The 14,819-nt window shown below is 65.2% G+C and carries 15 protein-coding genes; 8 read left to right on the top strand and 7 right to left on the bottom strand.

The window, feature by feature from the left end:
• Window positions 1-449: 449 nt before the first annotated feature.
• Window positions 450-740, bottom strand: coding sequence for a DUF3247 family protein (locus ACMZPQ_RS22790; protein WP_197583810.1), 291 nt, complete (start codon window positions 738-740; stop codon window positions 450-452).
• Between the two features lie 43 nt (window positions 741-783).
• A complete protein-coding gene (locus ACMZPQ_RS22785; protein WP_197583809.1) occupies window positions 784-2,769 on the bottom strand; it encodes a hybrid sensor histidine kinase/response regulator in 1,986 nt (661 codons plus the stop codon).
• Between the two features lie 246 nt (window positions 2,770-3,015).
• Between ACMZPQ_RS22785 and ACMZPQ_RS22780 the strand changes: the two genes are divergently transcribed.
• The gene (locus ACMZPQ_RS22780) at window positions 3,016-3,582 is read left to right on the top strand and encodes a DUF3016 domain-containing protein (protein ID WP_197583807.1); all 567 of its coding nucleotides are present in this window, start codon (window positions 3,016-3,018) and stop codon (window positions 3,580-3,582) included.
• 104 nt (window positions 3,583-3,686) lie between these two features.
• Here the strand turns inward: ACMZPQ_RS22780 and alr are convergent, their stop codons facing one another.
• Both alr and ACMZPQ_RS22770 read right to left on the bottom strand, forming a co-directional pair.
• Complete coding sequence (gene alr / locus ACMZPQ_RS22775; protein ID WP_197583805.1) at window positions 3,687-4,757, bottom strand: alanine racemase; 1,071 nt, start codon at window positions 4,755-4,757, stop codon at window positions 3,687-3,689.
• On the bottom strand, window positions 4,736-6,040 hold the full coding sequence (locus ACMZPQ_RS22770; RefSeq protein WP_197583804.1) for a D-amino acid dehydrogenase: 1,305 nt from the start codon (window positions 6,038-6,040) through the stop codon (window positions 4,736-4,738). Before ACMZPQ_RS22770 ends, alr begins: the two co-directional genes overlap by 22 nt.
• A gap of 149 nt (window positions 6,041-6,189) precedes the next feature.
• Between ACMZPQ_RS22770 and ACMZPQ_RS22765 the strand changes: the two genes are divergently transcribed.
• Window positions 6,190-6,669: an Lrp/AsnC ligand binding domain-containing protein gene (locus ACMZPQ_RS22765; protein WP_005407919.1), complete on the top strand. Its 480-nt coding sequence runs from the start codon at window positions 6,190-6,192 to the stop codon at window positions 6,667-6,669.
• Window positions 6,670-6,770: 101 nt separating this feature from the next.
• On the opposite strand, the gene ACMZPQ_RS22760 is transcribed toward ACMZPQ_RS22765, so the two are convergent.
• Window positions 6,771-6,941, bottom strand: a complete 171-nt coding sequence (locus tag ACMZPQ_RS22760) for a hypothetical protein (protein ID WP_197583802.1) — start codon at window positions 6,939-6,941, stop codon at window positions 6,771-6,773.
• Window positions 6,942-7,082: 141 nt separating this feature from the next.
• Window positions 7,083-7,454, bottom strand: coding sequence for a classical arabinogalactan protein 4 (locus ACMZPQ_RS22755; protein WP_197583800.1), 372 nt, complete (start codon window positions 7,452-7,454; stop codon window positions 7,083-7,085).
• Window positions 7,455-7,593: 139 nt separating this feature from the next.
• Here ACMZPQ_RS22755 and msrB point away from each other — a divergent pair, with 139 nt between their 5' ends.
• From msrB to ACMZPQ_RS22725, 6 genes are all read left to right on the top strand, one after another.
• Window positions 7,594-8,061, top strand: coding sequence for a peptide-methionine (R)-S-oxide reductase MsrB (msrB, locus tag ACMZPQ_RS22750; protein WP_005415117.1), 468 nt, complete (start codon window positions 7,594-7,596; stop codon window positions 8,059-8,061).
• Window positions 8,062-8,152: 91 nt separating this feature from the next.
• Window positions 8,153-9,007 (top strand): flagellar motor stator protein MotA, encoded by an 855-nt coding sequence (motA, locus tag ACMZPQ_RS22745; protein ID WP_008264562.1) that lies wholly within the window; start codon window positions 8,153-8,155, stop codon window positions 9,005-9,007.
• Window positions 9,008-9,010: 3 nt separating this feature from the next.
• The gene (gene motB, locus ACMZPQ_RS22740) at window positions 9,011-9,949 is read left to right on the top strand and encodes a flagellar motor protein MotB (protein ID WP_197583799.1); all 939 of its coding nucleotides are present in this window, start codon (window positions 9,011-9,013) and stop codon (window positions 9,947-9,949) included.
• 127 nt (window positions 9,950-10,076) lie between these two features.
• Window positions 10,077-10,571: a hypothetical protein gene (locus tag ACMZPQ_RS22735; RefSeq protein WP_197584423.1), complete on the top strand. Its 495-nt coding sequence runs from the start codon at window positions 10,077-10,079 to the stop codon at window positions 10,569-10,571.
• A gap of 13 nt (window positions 10,572-10,584) precedes the next feature.
• Window positions 10,585-10,860, top strand: coding sequence for a DUF4031 domain-containing protein (locus tag ACMZPQ_RS22730; protein WP_197584421.1), 276 nt, complete (start codon window positions 10,585-10,587; stop codon window positions 10,858-10,860).
• 188 nt (window positions 10,861-11,048) lie between these two features.
• Window positions 11,049-11,978, top strand: coding sequence for a formylglycine-generating enzyme family protein (locus ACMZPQ_RS22725; RefSeq protein WP_414486241.1), 930 nt, complete (start codon window positions 11,049-11,051; stop codon window positions 11,976-11,978).
• Between the two features lie 315 nt (window positions 11,979-12,293).
• Here the strand turns inward: ACMZPQ_RS22725 and ACMZPQ_RS22720 are convergent, their stop codons facing one another.
• Window positions 12,294-14,801: a DNA repair protein gene (locus ACMZPQ_RS22720; protein WP_495495864.1), complete on the bottom strand. Its 2,508-nt coding sequence runs from the start codon at window positions 14,799-14,801 to the stop codon at window positions 12,294-12,296.
• Between the last annotated feature and the right edge of the window lie 18 nt (window positions 14,802-14,819).

The following is a 14,819-nucleotide window of genomic DNA, read 5'->3' as shown; positions in this document are numbered from 1 at the left end:
CGTGGATCTGACGCGCTCATCCACGCGTGGCGTGGATCTACTGCATTGCGTGGATCTGACGCGCTCATCCACGCGTGGCGTGGATCTACTGCATTGCGTGGATCTGACGCGCTCATCCACGCGTGGCGTGGATCTACTGCATTGCGTGGATCTGACGCGCTCATCCACGCGTGGCGTGGATCTACTGCATTGCGTGGATCTGACGCGCTCATCCACGCGTGGCGTGGATCTACTGCATTGCGTGGATCTGACGCGCTCATCCACGCGTGGCGTGGATCTACTGCATTGCGTGGATCTGACGCGCTCATCCACGCGTGGCGTGGATCTACTGCATTGCGTGGATCTGACGCGCTCATCCACGCGTGGCGTGGATCTACTGCATTCCGTGCATGTGACGGTAGGTGCGGCGCATTCCAGCAGTAGATCCACGCCATGCGTGGATGCTGTTGTCAGATCTTCGGCGGCAACCGGTCGATGCTGGCGATCTCGTCCAGCCACACATGGTGCTGCTGCACCGGCGTGTCATAGTCATCCAAGCGCAGCTGGCCATTGCTGCCTTCATCGCCGGCCTCGTTGCGGTACTGCTGCACGGTTGGCTTCACTGCCACCGTGCCCAGCAGGCGGCGACCGTCGTGCAGGGTGAGTTGCACCTGCGTTTCGCCTTCCAGCTGCGGCAGCAGGGCTTCCAGGCGCGCGATCTGCGCCGGATCGGTATGGATACGGGGAGCTATGCGGGACATCGGCGACCTCCTGCATGCAGGGTCGCCGATCGGCCGTGAATGCTCAGTGCAGCGCGTTGTCGGCGCGCGCCACCTGCACCTTGCGCACGGCGGCCACCAGCTGCGCCACCGAATACGGCTTGGCGACATGCTCCTGGAAGCCCGATGCCAACGCACGGCGACGGTCGTCGGCACGCGCCAACGCGGTCACCGCCACCGCCGGCAGGGTCGCCGCGTCCACGCCCATGTCCTCGCGCAGCGTGCGTACCAGGCCATAGCCATCCATGCCCGGCATGCCGATGTCGGTCAGCATCACGTGGTACTGCAGGTGCCCGGTGTCGGCCAGCAGAGCCAGCGCCTCGCCGGCCGAACTGGCCACCGACACGCTGGCCCCCTGCTCTTCCAGCATGCGCCGCAGGTACTCCAGCACTTCCGGCTGGTCTTCCACCGCCAGCACATGCATGCCGCGCAGCGGATACGGCTCGACGAGCGCCGGCTCCAGGATCGGCCCACTGAACACTTCGCGCAGCGGGCGGCGTTCGGCATCGGGATAGTGCTGCGGCAGGCGCACGGTGAAGGTGGCGCCGTGGCCATGGCCGTCACTGGCGGCGGTCACGGTGCCGCCATGCAGCTCGACCAGCTGCTGCACGATCGCAAGGCCCAGGCCCAGGCCGCCATGACGGCGCGTGGTGGTGCCGTCGGCCTGGCGGAAGCGGCTGAACAGGTGATTGAGGAATTCCGGCGCGATGCCGTCGCCGGTGTCGCGCACGGTGATCACCCAGTGGTTGCCGTCGGCCTGCAGCTGCAGGTCGATGCGGCCTTCGGCCGGCGTGAACTTGATCGCGTTCGTCAACAGGTTCCAGAACACCTGCTGCAGGCGCGTGGCATCGCCGAGTACCAGGCTGGGCTGCTCGGGCAGCTGCAGGTGCACGTCCAGCGCCTTGCCTTCGGCCACCAGCTCCTGCGCACCGACCGATTCGCTGAGCAGCTGCTGCAGGTCCAGTATTTCCACTTCCAGCTGCACCTTGCCCAGCAGCATGCTGCTGAGGTCGAGCATGTCCGAGATCAGCCGTTTCTGCGCACCGGCGCTGTTGGCGATCACGTTCAGGCCCTTGAACAGCGGGCTGGTGTTGTCTATGCGTTGCAGCAGCAGTTCGCTCCATCCGAGGATGGTGGTCAACGGCGTGCGCAGCTCATGCGACAGCGTGGCCAGGAATTCGTCCTTCAGCCGCGCCATGTTCTCGGCTGCGCTGCGCGCGGCACGCTCGGACTGCAGCAGCTCCTCGCGCGCCAGCTCGATCTCGCGGCGCTCGGTGACGTCCGGGCTGCTGCCGGCCAGGCCGATGAAGCGCCCCATCCGCGAGAAGCGCGGCCGTGCGTTCATCTCCAGCCAGCGCCACTGGCCATCGGCGCGCCGGGCACGCACCAGCGCATGCATCGAACGCTGCGCCTTGAGGGCTTCCTGCAGTTCGTACTCGAACACCGAAGCATCGTCCGGGTGCACCAGGCCACGCCAGACGTCTTCCGGCACGCGCGTCTCGTCACCGCCGAAGAACTCGCTGAAGGCACTGTTGACGAAGCGGGCATGGCCGCGCTCATCGAGCACCCACACCGGCATCGGCAGGCCATCGGCCAAGGCGCTGAAACGGGCTTCGCTCTCACCCAGTTCCACTTCCATCTGCTTGCGGGCGGTGATGTCGAAGAACAGGATGCCGACCTTGTCTTCGCCCGGCCGGCCCACGCGCACCGCGTCGACCGCAAACGAGCGACCCAGCGCACGCGCCTCCATCTCGAACTGCGCCGGGCGGCCGCTGCGTGCGACCTCACCGTAGATGCGGAACCAGTCTTCTTCGTGGCTCGGCTCGAGCAGGCTCATGCGCTGGCCGCGTGCGTCCTTCAGCCCGGTATGCCGCTCGAACGCATCATTGACCTCGATGAAGCGGTAGTCGACCGCGCGGTCGCCTTCGAACAGCACCTGGATCACGCAGAAGCCGGCGTTGATGCGCTCAAGCACGCCATGATGCAGGTCGGGTTCGGGCGCCGGCACCATCGAGGGTGGGCGCGCCACTAGGGGCGGCAGTGTGGACAAGGGCGTGTGGACAAGCCAGGTTGGAGGCACAGCATCTTCCAAAGAGCGTATTCACAGCGTCAAGCGCCGTCAGTCACGGTTGACGACACTGAATTGGCGGCAACCACTCTTGCGCCTGTCGCAATCGGCCGTTGCGGTGGCCCTGGAGCGGGATCACACTCGATCTGTGATCAACATCGTCCCCCTTGCGGGACGCAGGAGACCGTCATGAACCGCTCATTGGCTACTGCCCTGCTGCTGGCAGGCGCTCTCATGGCCGGCAGCGCGAACGCCGCGCCGCGCGCCGTGACCGATCCGGACGCCCCCCGAGCGCTGCAGGCCGATGGCCCGGTCAGCGTGAAATGGGACGATCCGGCCAAGTTCACCGAGATCCGCCAGAGCAGCAACCGCTTCGAGGCCGAACGCGGCGACTGGGTGCAGCAGCTGGCCCGGTACCTGCAGACCACCGCGGCCAAGCCGCTGCTGCCTGGCCAGACCCTGGACGTCACCCTGGTCGACATCAAGCGTGCCGGCGACTACGAGCCGTGGCACGGCCCGCGCGGGCGTGACATCAGGGTGATGCGCGACATCTATCCGCCGCGGATCACCCTGCAGTACACGTTGAAGGACGCCAGCGGCCGCATCATCAGCGAGGGCGACGCACGCCTCAGCGACACTGGCTACCTGCAGGGAGGTGGGCTGCTCAGCGACAGCGATCCGCTGCGCTACGAGAAGCGCCTGCTCAATGACTGGGTGAGGCGGCAGCTGACCAGCGAGGCGACGGCTGCGCGCTGATCCGCGCAGCGTGGTCCGCCGGCCAGTGCCGGCCCTGGTCGACAGCTGCCAGGGCCCGGACGCGCCGGGCGTCCGGGCAAGGCCGGCCGCTGGCCAGCATGACTTCAGTCCTGGTATACGCGGGCCACGCGCTTGACCGCACACGGCAGCTGGTAGGCACTTACGCCACAACGCGGTGCCAGTTCCGCCAGGGTTGGCGCCGTGCCCCACAATTCCACCACGCTGCCCACGGCAGCCTGCGGATGCGGGGTGAGGTCCACGGTCAGCATGTCCATCGACACGCGGCCGATCAACGTGCCGGGCTGGCCATCGATCAGCACCGGCGTGCCGTTCGGCGCGAACTGCGGGTAGCCATCGGCATAGCCGAGCGCGACCACGCCGACGCGGGTACGCCCCTTGGACACGAAGCGGGCGCCATAGCCGACCGGCTCGCCGGCCTCGATCCAGCGCTCGGCGATCACCTTCGACTGCATGGTCATCACCGGGCGCAACCGCGCAGTGATCTCCGAAGCCTCCGGCAGTGGATTGGCGCCGTACAGCATCAGGCCCGGGCGCACCCAGTCGCTGCGCACATCCGGCCAGCCCAGCAGCGCCGGCGAATTGCACACGCTGGTCTCGCCCGCCAGGCCATCGATGGCGCGGGCGAAGATAGCGGCCTGTTCGTGCGTGCGTTCGCTGTCCAGCTCGTCGGCACGCGCCAGATGGGTCATCAGCACGATGCGCTCGACCTGCGGCAGCGCCGACAGGCGTGCATGCGCGGCGCGGAAGCTGTCCACGTCCAGGCCGAGGCGATGCATGCCGCTGTCCAGCTTCAGCCACACCGTCAGCGGACGCGGGCTGTCGAAGGCAGCCAGTGCCTCCAGCTGCCACGATGCGCCCACCGCGAACCAGAAATCGTGCTCGGCCACCAACGCCATGTCGCTGGGCTCGAAGATACCTTCCAGCAGCAGGATCGGCGCGCGGATGCCGGCCTGGCGCAGCTCCAGCGCCTCTTCGATGGTGGCCACGCCGAAACCATCGGCCTCGCCTTCCAGCGCCTGTGCACAGCGCACCGCACCGTGGCCGTAGGCATCGGCCTTGATGATCGCCAGGGCCTTGCCACCGCCCAGTTCACGGGCGAGCCGGTAGTTGCTGCGCAGGGCGCCCAGATCGATCAGCGCGCGGGCAGGACGCATGTGCGGTTCTCATGTTGCGGGGCGTGACCGTACTGGCCGTAGCGGAAAATATCCAGGCCTTCGGTGCTGATCTGCGGCTGGCGCGCGCTCATCAGGTCGGCCAGGTAACGGCCCGAGCCGCAGGCCATGGTCCAGCCCAGCGTGCCGTGGCCGGTATTGAGGTACAGGTTGCGGAACGGCGTGGCGCCGATCACCGGCGTACCGTCCGGCGTGGCCGGGCGCAGGCCGGTCCAGAACTGCGCGCGCGACAGGTCGCCGCCCTTTGGGTACAGATCGCTGACCACCAGTTCCAGGGTTTCGCGACGGCGCTGCGACAGCGACAGGTCGAAGCCCGCAACCTCGGCCATGCCACCGACGCGGATGCGGTCGTCGAAACGGGTCACCGCCACCTTGTAGCTCTCATCAAGGATGGTCGAGGTGGGCGCCATCGCCGGATCGGTGATCGGCAGGGTCAGCGAATAGCCCTTCAGCGGGTACACCGGCAGGCGCATGCCCAGCGGTGCGACCAGCGCCGGCGAGTAGCTGCCCAGCGCGACCACGAAGCGGTCGGCGGTTTCCAGCGTGCCGCCGATGCGCACGCCGCTGATGCGGTCGCCCTCGAACGCCAGGCCGGTGATGTCCTGGTCGAAACGGAACTCGACGCCTGCATCCACGCACATCTGCGCCAGGCAGCGGGTGAACAGCTGGCAGTCGCCGGTCTGGTCACGCGGCAGCCGCAGCGCACCGACCAGGCCATCGACATGGGCCAGGGCCGGTTCGGCCTGGATGATGCCGGCGCGGTCCAGCACTTCGTAGGGCACGCCGTACTGGGCCAGGATCTCAATGTCCTGCGCCGAGGCGTCCAGCTGCTGCTGGGTGCGGAACAGCTGGGTGGTGCCCAGGTCACGGCCCTCGAATTCGATGCCGATCTGCGCGCGCAGCTCATTCAGGCAGTCACGGCTGTATTCGGACATGCGCACCATGCGCGCCTTGTTGATCGCGTAACGCTCGTGGGTGCAGTTGCGCAGCATCTGCCACAGCCAGCGGTACTGGGCCAGGTCCATGCCCGGCTTGATCGCCAGCGGCGCATGCTTCTCGAACAGCCAGCCGATCGCCTTCTTCGGCACGCCCGGCGCTGCCCACGGCGAGGTGTAGCCGAACGACAGCTGCCCGGCATTGGCGAAGCTGGTTTCCAGCGCCGGACCGGGTTGGCGGTCGATGACCGTGACTTCAAACCCGGCCTGTCGCAGGTACCAGGCACTGGTGGTGCCGATCACGCCGCTGCCGAGAACTAGGACTCGCATGGGACTTCTCCAACCCGATCATTCCCTGCACTGGAGCGTGCCGGGACCATAATTGGGGAAGTATAGACAGCCGATACCAGTTGATTTGCCTGATTTGAAATCAACCGGCAGGATGTTCTCCTGCAATTCATTCCCCAAGGTTGACGACCATGGCCACCCGTACCCGCGAACTGGACAAGATCGACCGCAAGATCCTGCGCATCCTGCAGGCCGAGGGCCGTATTTCCTTCACCGAACTGGGTGAGCGGGTCGGCCTGTCGACCACCCCGTGCACCGAGCGCGTGCGCCGGCTTGAGCGCGAGGGGGTGATCACCGGCTACCACGCCCACCTCGACCCTGCGGCGGTGAAAGCCAGCCTGCTGGTGTTCGTGGAAATCAGCCTGGCCTACAAGTCCGGCGACATCTTCGAGGAGTTCCGGCGCGCAGCGCTGAAGCTGCCCAACGTGCTGGAGTGCCACCTGGTCTCGGGCGACTTCGATTACCTGCTGAAGGCGCGCATCAGCGAGATGGCCTCCTATCGCAAGCTGCTCGGCAGCACGCTGCTGACCCTGCCGCATGTGCGGGAATCGAAGAGCTACATCGTGATGGAAGAGGTGAAGGAGACGCTGAGCCTGCCGATTCCGGACTGAGGCGGCTGGGGTGGGGTCAGAGCCCGCTGCGCGGGATCCGACCCCAGTCTCGGTGCTGTGCGGGGTCAGATCCCGCAACGCGGGCTCTGACCCCAGATCCGTCAGCGCTGCTGCGGATGCTTCTGCGAACGCTGCTCCTGCTGCTTGCCGCCCTTGTGCGGCTGCTGCTGATCCATCTGCTGCTGTTGCTGCTGCTGTTGCTGCTGCTGTTGTTGCTGCGGGTTGCGGCCCTGCGGTTCCTTGCCGGGATGACGGGTCTGCTGGTTTTTCATGATCGCGATCCAATGGACAAAGGAGAAGCGGCGGCGGAATGCCGGCGCACGGCCAAAGTGGTCCCGGATCGGTTAATCGCAGGCGAAAAAGCAGTGAGCGCCAGGATGCTGTTTTCCACAGTTCAGGTACGCCCCCCGGCGCTACCGGACCTGCTGCCCGTCGCCCTGCGGCACGCTGTCGTAATAACGGCCGGTGCGCGAATCGAACACGCGGTTGGGACCGGCCGGGCGCACGCCGGGGACGATGCGGCCATTGCGGTCGTACACCTTGTCGGCCGGTTTCGGCACGGCCATCGGCGCGATCCGGGCCGGGCCGGTGGACTTGATCGGCTGCGCCGGCTGCGGCGAGGGCAGGACCTGCGGTTGTGGGCGCGCGGCCTGTGGCGGCGGCACTACGGGCGCGGGTGCAACGGTGGTGGTGCTGCGGGTGGCGGTGGGATCGGCAGTGGGCACCTGGGCCAGCGACAGCGCGGGCAGCAGGGCGAGCAGCAGCAGGGGAAGGGTCGGTTTCATGGCACGCTCCGGCGTGGATCGTGTTCACCTTGCGCCTGCCCCTGTGTGCCGCCCATGAACGGCCATCACACTTGCAAGGCCGTGCCGGCACCCCCACTTCTGCAGGCATCCCCAGGCCATCGACCCACGGAGAGCCGGCATGACTGCCTTCGACCTGACGCCCCCCACCGCCACCCAGACCGAGGCGCTGATTGCCGGCCTCAGCAGCGAGGAGCGCCGCGTGCTGCTGCAGCACGGCACCGAGGCACCGTTCTGCGGGGTGTTCCTCGACAACAAGCGTGAGGGGGTCTACTGCTGCCGGCTGTGCGCGCTGCCGCTGTTCCGCTCCAGCACCAAGTTCGATTCCGGCACGGGCTGGCCCAGCTTCTTTGCGCCGTTCGACCCGGCGCATGTGCGCGAGATCCGCGATACCAGCCACGGCATGGTCCGCACCGAGATCACCTGCGCCCGCTGTGGCAGCCATCTGGGCCATGTGTTCCCGGACGGCCCGCCGCCCACCTACGAACGCCACTGCCTGAACTCGGTCTCACTTTCGTTCACCGGCAATGGCGAGCCGTGGCCTGACCCATTGCAGCGCGGCGGGGCCGAAAGCGGCGTGGCGGGCTGAAACACCCCGCCGACCGATTTCACAGAATTCCCTCTTCAGAAAACCAGGTGATGGGCCGACAAGGAGATATCCCCGCTCCTTGCGTCGCGCCATGCTCATCATCGTTGGATTCCTGGTCGTCATCATCAGCGTGCTGGGCGGCTACCTCGGCGCACACGGTCGGCTGGGGGCGCTGTGGCAACCCTACGAGCTGGTCATCATCGGCGGTGCCGCACTGGGCGCGTTCCTGGTTGGCACCCCGGCCAAGACGGTCAAGCAGACCCTGCAGGCCATGGTGGGCGTGTTCAAGGGCCCGCGCTACAAGCAGCAGGACTACATCGATGTGCTCAGCCTGCTGTACGAACTGCTCAACAAGGCGCGCCGCGAGGGCTTCATGGCGCTGGAAGACCATGTCGAGCGACCGGCCGAGAGCGCGCTGTTCGGCAACTACCCCAAGGTGCAGGCCGACCACCACCTGATCGACTTCATCACCGACTGCCTGCGCCTGATGATCGGCAGCAACATCGAGCCGCACGAGCTGGAACCGCTGCTGGAACTGGAGCTGGAAAAACACCACGCCGAGGCCATGGCACCGTCACAGGTGCTGACCAAGGTCGCCGACGGACTGCCCGGTTTCGGCATCGTCGCCGCGGTGCTGGGCATCGTCATCACCATGGGCTCGATCGGCGGTGACATCGTCGAGGTCGGCGGCCACGTGGCCGGCGCGCTGGTCGGCACCTTCCTCGGCATCCTGCTGGGCTACGGCTTCGTCGGCCCGATGGCGGCGGCGATGGAAGCCCGTGCCGAGCAGGACAGCCGCATCTACGAGTCGGTGAAGACCGCCCTGCTGGCCTGCCTGCGCGGCTACAACCCGAAGATCGCGCTGGAATTCGCCCGCAAGACGCTGCCGTCGAACGTGCGCCCGGCCTTCTCCGATTTCGAGCAGCACCTGAAGACGGTCAAGTAAGCCATGGCCGAGACCAAGCCCACCGTCATCGTCCGCCGGGTCAAGAAGGCCGGCCACGCCGCCCACCACGGCGGCTCGTGGAAGGTCGCCTATGCCGACTTCGTGACCGCGATGATGGCCTTCTTCCTGGTGCTGTGGCTGATGGCCAGCACCAGCAAGCCCGAGCGCGCGGCCATTTCCGAGTACTTCCGCAACCCCAGCCCGCTGAGCGGCAAGAGCGCCACGCCGGCCCCCGGCATGACCGGCCCGGGCGGCGCCAGTACCTCGATGATCAAGCTGGGCGGTGCCACCGACGTCTCCCGCGGCAACAGCAACGATCCCTTCCAGAACCAGAAGGAAGCGGTGCCGCAGCCGCTGGACCAGCAGCAGCGCGACAAGCAGCAGCTGGAGCAGCTGATGAAGGAACTGCAGGAAGCGATCAGCAAGAGCCAGGCGCTGGAGCCGTTCAAGGACCAGCTGCTGCTGGACCTGACCCCGGAAGGCCTGCGCATCCAGATCGTGGACAAGCAGAACCGGCCGATGTTCGACCTCGGCAGCGCCACGCTGAAGCCGTATACGCAGCAGATCCTGCACGAGCTGGCCGAATACCTGAACCACGTGCCGAACCGGATCAGCCTGACCGGGCATACCGACATCACCGCCTATTCGGCCGCACGCGGCTACGGCAACTGGGAGCTGAGCGCCGACCGTGCCAACGCCGCGCGGCGCGCGCTGATCGACGGTGGCCTGGAGGACAGCAAGATCACCCGCGTGGTCGGCCTGTCCTCGTCGGTGCTGTTCGACAAGGCCGACCCGCAGAACCCGATCAACCGCCGCATCAGCATCGTGGTGATGACCCAGGCCGCCGAAGCCGCCGCACTGGCCGGCGCCGGCCCGCAGGTGGGGCTGTCGGCGCCCAGCGCAGACCCGGACGTGCAGGCCGCGCAGGGGCCGGCAAAGTAAACGGTGGGTGCGGACCTTGGTCCGCACATCCGGGAAAGCGTGCGGACCAAGGTCCGCACCCACCAGGGGCATCACCTGGCGCACCCGCTACAATGGCGGTCTTTCCGTTTCCAGGTGACCCCACCTCATGTCCCAGAACTCCAAGGCCAAGCGCGACAAGCGCAAGAAGCAGCAGGGCAAGCGCCCGTTCCTCCGCCTGAACGCCCAGCAGCAGGTGCAGAACCACGCCGTGCTGACCAGCGAAGACGGCCAGGTGGTCGCCGCCATCGGCCTGCAGGGCCGCGAGTGGCTGCTGGCCATCGGCGGCCAGACCATGGGCAACGCCGAGAACCCGGTGCCAATGCTGGCCATGCTCAAGCACCTGGCCAACGTGCAGGAGAAGGAAGGCCGCAAGGTCAACCTGGAATACTCCGAGCTGCTGCAGAAGCTGCTGGATACCCTGGCCGAAGAGTCCGGCCAGACCGCTGACGAGTACCTGGCCACGCTGGTCGCCGAGTTCGAAGGCGTCGAAGCCGCCGAAGGCGAGGAAGACGCAGCCGCTGAAGGCGACGTGGCCGAAGCCGCCGCTGCCGACGCCGAGGCCACCCCGGCCGCTGACAGCGACAGCAAGCCGCAGGCCTGAACCGGCCGCGGCGGTGACGGTCTACGTCGATGACGCGGTGCATCCCTGGCGCGGACAGCGCTGGGCGCACCTGATGGCCGACACCCTGGCCGAGCTGCACGCAATGGCGGCGCAGCTCGGCATTCCCCCGCGGGCCTTCCAGAACAAGGCCAGCGGCGCCCACTACGATGTCACTGCAGAGTTGCGCGCACAGGCGATCACGCTCGGTGCCCGGGCCATTTCCCGGCACGCCGATCGCGCGCTGGTCAAGGCGGTGATTGCCAATGCCCGGGCGCAGTACCGGCCGTAAGCAGCCGTCATTCGGTAGAGGCCAACCTGGGTTGGCACTCTTGTTTTCCTGCATGCCGACCAAGGCTCGTATCCAACCACAGGCAGACTCTATCGCCATGCGCCTGCGTTGCTACGCTGATTCAGTCCATCCAGAACTGATCGGTGCTTCTCATGCCGCCTCTTCGACCCGTCCTTCTGAAATCCCTTGTGCCAACGGCACTTTTGCTGACTGCGTGCCAAGGCCCGACCGTCAAAACGCCCCAGAAGCACTCCCCTGAGCTCACAGCACGCATCGAAGCGCTGTCGCAAAAGACCAAAAAAGACCTTGTGGAGGTGGAAGGCGGCACCTTCATCATGGGTGATTTCGGCCCCATCGATCCGCGCGCGAAGATGCCTTACAGCGGTGAGCGCGACGACGATGTACTGCGTGAGGTAACGCTGAGCAGCTACGCGATCGGTGCGAAGAAGATCACCTACGCCGACTTCGACGTCTATACCGATGCGACTGGCCAGCCTCGGACCGCGCAGTACCCGATGGATCTGGAGTACCGGAACCTGCCGGACGATCTACCGGTCGGCGTGAGCTGGGAGGCCGCGCAGCAGTACTGTGGATGGGTTGGCGGGCTGATCGGGCGAAAGATGGAGCTTCCGACGGAGGCGCAGTGGGAGTACGCGGCACGTAATCGGGGCCAGTTCGTGATCTGGCCTACCGATGATGGCTCTGTCGACAACGGTCGAAATGTAGCGGACTACAAGACTATGAACCGTTACGGATCTGAGCACGGCTACACGAACGGACCGGCCCCGCTGGGACAGTACCCGCCCACTCCTTTAGGCCTTTACGACATGATTGATCATGGATTTGAGTGGGTCTTTGATTGGTATCAGGACCCGTACGACGTGTCAGACACGCAGGACCCACGTGGACCTACGCATGGTGAAAAGAGGGTCCAGAGGAGCCACAGCGACAGAGGGGGCGACTCACTTTTCATCGTGTCGATGACATTTACTCGATTCCAGGCACAACCCGATCCAGGTCCCGACTGGTACCTTTCGAAAGAAGGACAGCGTCGGTACAACCCAAACAGGGCAAACAAGTTTCGTTGCGCCGCCGCTCAGGACCCTGTGGGCGGGTAGCGGTGCGCTAGGACGCGTTCGCTGATGGAATGCTGCGACAGGACGCAATGGCATGCGTTCGCTCCTGATTCGGAGATCGGAGGTGATCGCAATTGATGCTCGCCAACGTAGGGGCGCTCCTATCGTCTCGCTTCAGAAGCCTGTCAACATCCATCCCGCAACTGAGTCGCCTCAGGCCTCTTCGGAGAGCCCCCCAGAAGTCCCAGCCGTTTAACAAGTTCCGATGTGCAGCCCTCATCTCTCAGGGCTCAATCGAGAGGTAAATCCCGCAGACTCCTATCATTGCAGCCTCAACATAAACGGAGGCAACAATGGTTAGGACGTGCCTTCTGGCATGCTAGTTCCAGCTGACATAGCGACACCACGTCTCTCCCCATGCAAGGAGTGGCGATAGTTGCCATCGACTCTCGCAAACATAGGCGCCTCCCTGCCATCAAGCGCCAGCAATGCATCTACATCCATCATCTGCAGCTGAGCCACTTCATAACCTCTCGGAAAGCTTCCTATCAGCCTACTGCGATGTGCAAGAAACTGCTCAAGGTACTTGCTCCCCAACTCCTGTGAAGGCACATCACCTTTTTCATTGATTGGATCAATCACTTTTCCCTTGAGATCACCTGACAACGAGCGGCCGTAGTCAAGGAATCTAATCACATCCCCCTCAAGGTCGCCTGGCGATTCACTCCTGGGCTCACCTTCGGAAGTCATATGTTGAAACATGGCTTGCCACTCACTTACAAGTGTAATCCCGCTTATCACGCGAACGATGGCCTTCTTGTGATCGGGAAGGTAGTGCATCTGCGGATCTAGGATGCCTTCGACCCGGGCCGGATTCTTCATGTGGGTTAGCCAGTCGTGGCGGGTGATAGCATAGAGAAGCATGCCTCTTGTGATTGGCGTCGCATATACAAGCCATGTATCAGCCGCATCCCGACTGCGTCCTGAAGAAGAGTTAATCCGCCGAACAAGCTCGGCGCGACTTTCGGAAGTATCAAGCTTCATGATCATGTCGCTTGCCATGTCCTGCGCCTCTTCAATTTTTGAGAGCAAATACCGACCTACAGACCCGTCACTTGAAATCTGCAAGAGCTCCAGCTTGGCCAGATAGGCTAGTACACCATCCGCAAAGAACATCAACTCCTTAAACCCAGCATGCGCCAACTGGTAATACACCCACTTGGCGAACTCCAGCATGCCTTCCACCCCCACCACGAAATCCAGCGCCCCCTTGCAGCCGATGCCCAGGCACAGCCGCGCACTGACCTTGATCCTGAAACGCCCCTTCGCGTAGTACACATACATTTGCGCCTTGGCGCCAACGCCTGCAGAACCCGCCGTATCCAGGCTCAGCTTCGCAAGCGTCACCGGTGTTCCCTGCTGCGGCGGCAGCCATTGCAATTCACCCGCAGGCGTCAAGCCCGCCTCAACACCCACAAACGCCTCGGCATTCACCTGCATGCCATTCAAAGTCTCGGGCGGCTTCTCGCCCACCGCGGCCATCACCACGCGTCTCGACGGCCGACCGTCTTCGCCCGATGGATCGCCCATGTCGGCTCGCGGCATGCCGCGCACGATATCGAAGCCGGGCACGAAGCTGTCGTCACGATCGCGCGGTTGCGCCTCGACCTTGGCAGCACCACGGTCAATGCTCACGCCGGCAGCACCCATCAACGCCCGCTTCATTCCGGCAAAGCCATGCAGCTCCAGCGACATCTGGAACACGATCGCACCCAGGTCAATATCGCCGTAGCGCTGCATCCACCCGGTACGCGAGGGAATCGACCACGTATGCACGGCTTTTGCTTCAAACAGCGCCAGTTTGTAATGCGCACTCGCTTCAACCTTGGCGCTGGCCTTGCGGTGCAGGGGATCCCACTCGGCCTGGGCACTGGCCCCGGCGCCCGCCACAAATCGCAACCACTGCGCGGAGGTCTCCACCGAGTAGGTCTCCGACGCGCGCACAAGCTCGGAGAACTGGTTCCCACCCAGCTCGATAAGGTCGTACTGGACGTTCGGTGCCTTCACGCTTCGGCCGATCTGCGCCTTGATCGTCATCAGCGACTGCATGAACTTGCGTGAATCAAAGTTCTGGAAGGCCGGACCCTTCTGCCGGGCCGCGCTGCCCACGGACATCGCGCTGTCGCCCGCGCGTGTCGACATTCCCAGATCCACATGGGTGGGCACGCCCATCACCCGGCGCCCCTTGAACTCGTCGTACTTGAACCGCGGCAGGTAGTTGCGGCGAAGACCCACCTCCTGCCGCGCCCCGCCGTCCCCTTTGCGGCTGTAACTCTCGAAGGTGATCACTTCGACCAGATCGGCCTTTCGCGCAAAGGTGCGGTTGAGCATGGCCGCTGCACGGTCCTCGGCCATGCCCAGGTTCTTCTCGGCCTGGGCCACCACCTCCAGGCTGCGGCCGGCCAGCGCCTCCTCCAGTTGCCAGCGGGCGCGCGGCACGGCGGAGAGGCTGCCTTCAATGGATCGCGCGACCTCGCGGAACTCCTCCCAGACCTCGGGGGTCAGTAGCAGCAGTTCTTCGTCGGCCACGTTCAGCAGCGCCGGTGCGCTGATTTTGCCGGCAAGCTCCAGCGTGGCGCCTTCGCCGGGACCGCTCACCACCGCATGCATCTTCACCGGCACCACCGGCACCAGGCGCGGTTGCCCGACGACCCGTGGCTCGGACAGCGCACTTCGCAGTTCGCTGCGGCTGCCCGGCAGCGTGAACACCAGCCGCAGATCCTGTTCGCAGAACAGGCGCGGGGCCATCCCCTGCCTATCCGTTACGCCACGGACCGGCCGCCCGTGCACGTCGAGGGCGATCACCTCAGTTCCATCGCGGTC

The sequence above is a fragment of the Stenotrophomonas maltophilia genome (assembly GCF_047497515.2).
Classification (GTDB): domain Bacteria; phylum Pseudomonadota; class Gammaproteobacteria; order Xanthomonadales; family Xanthomonadaceae; genus Stenotrophomonas.
Note: the sequence above shows the minus strand (reverse complement) of the source record. Positions and strands in the feature narration are given on the sequence as shown.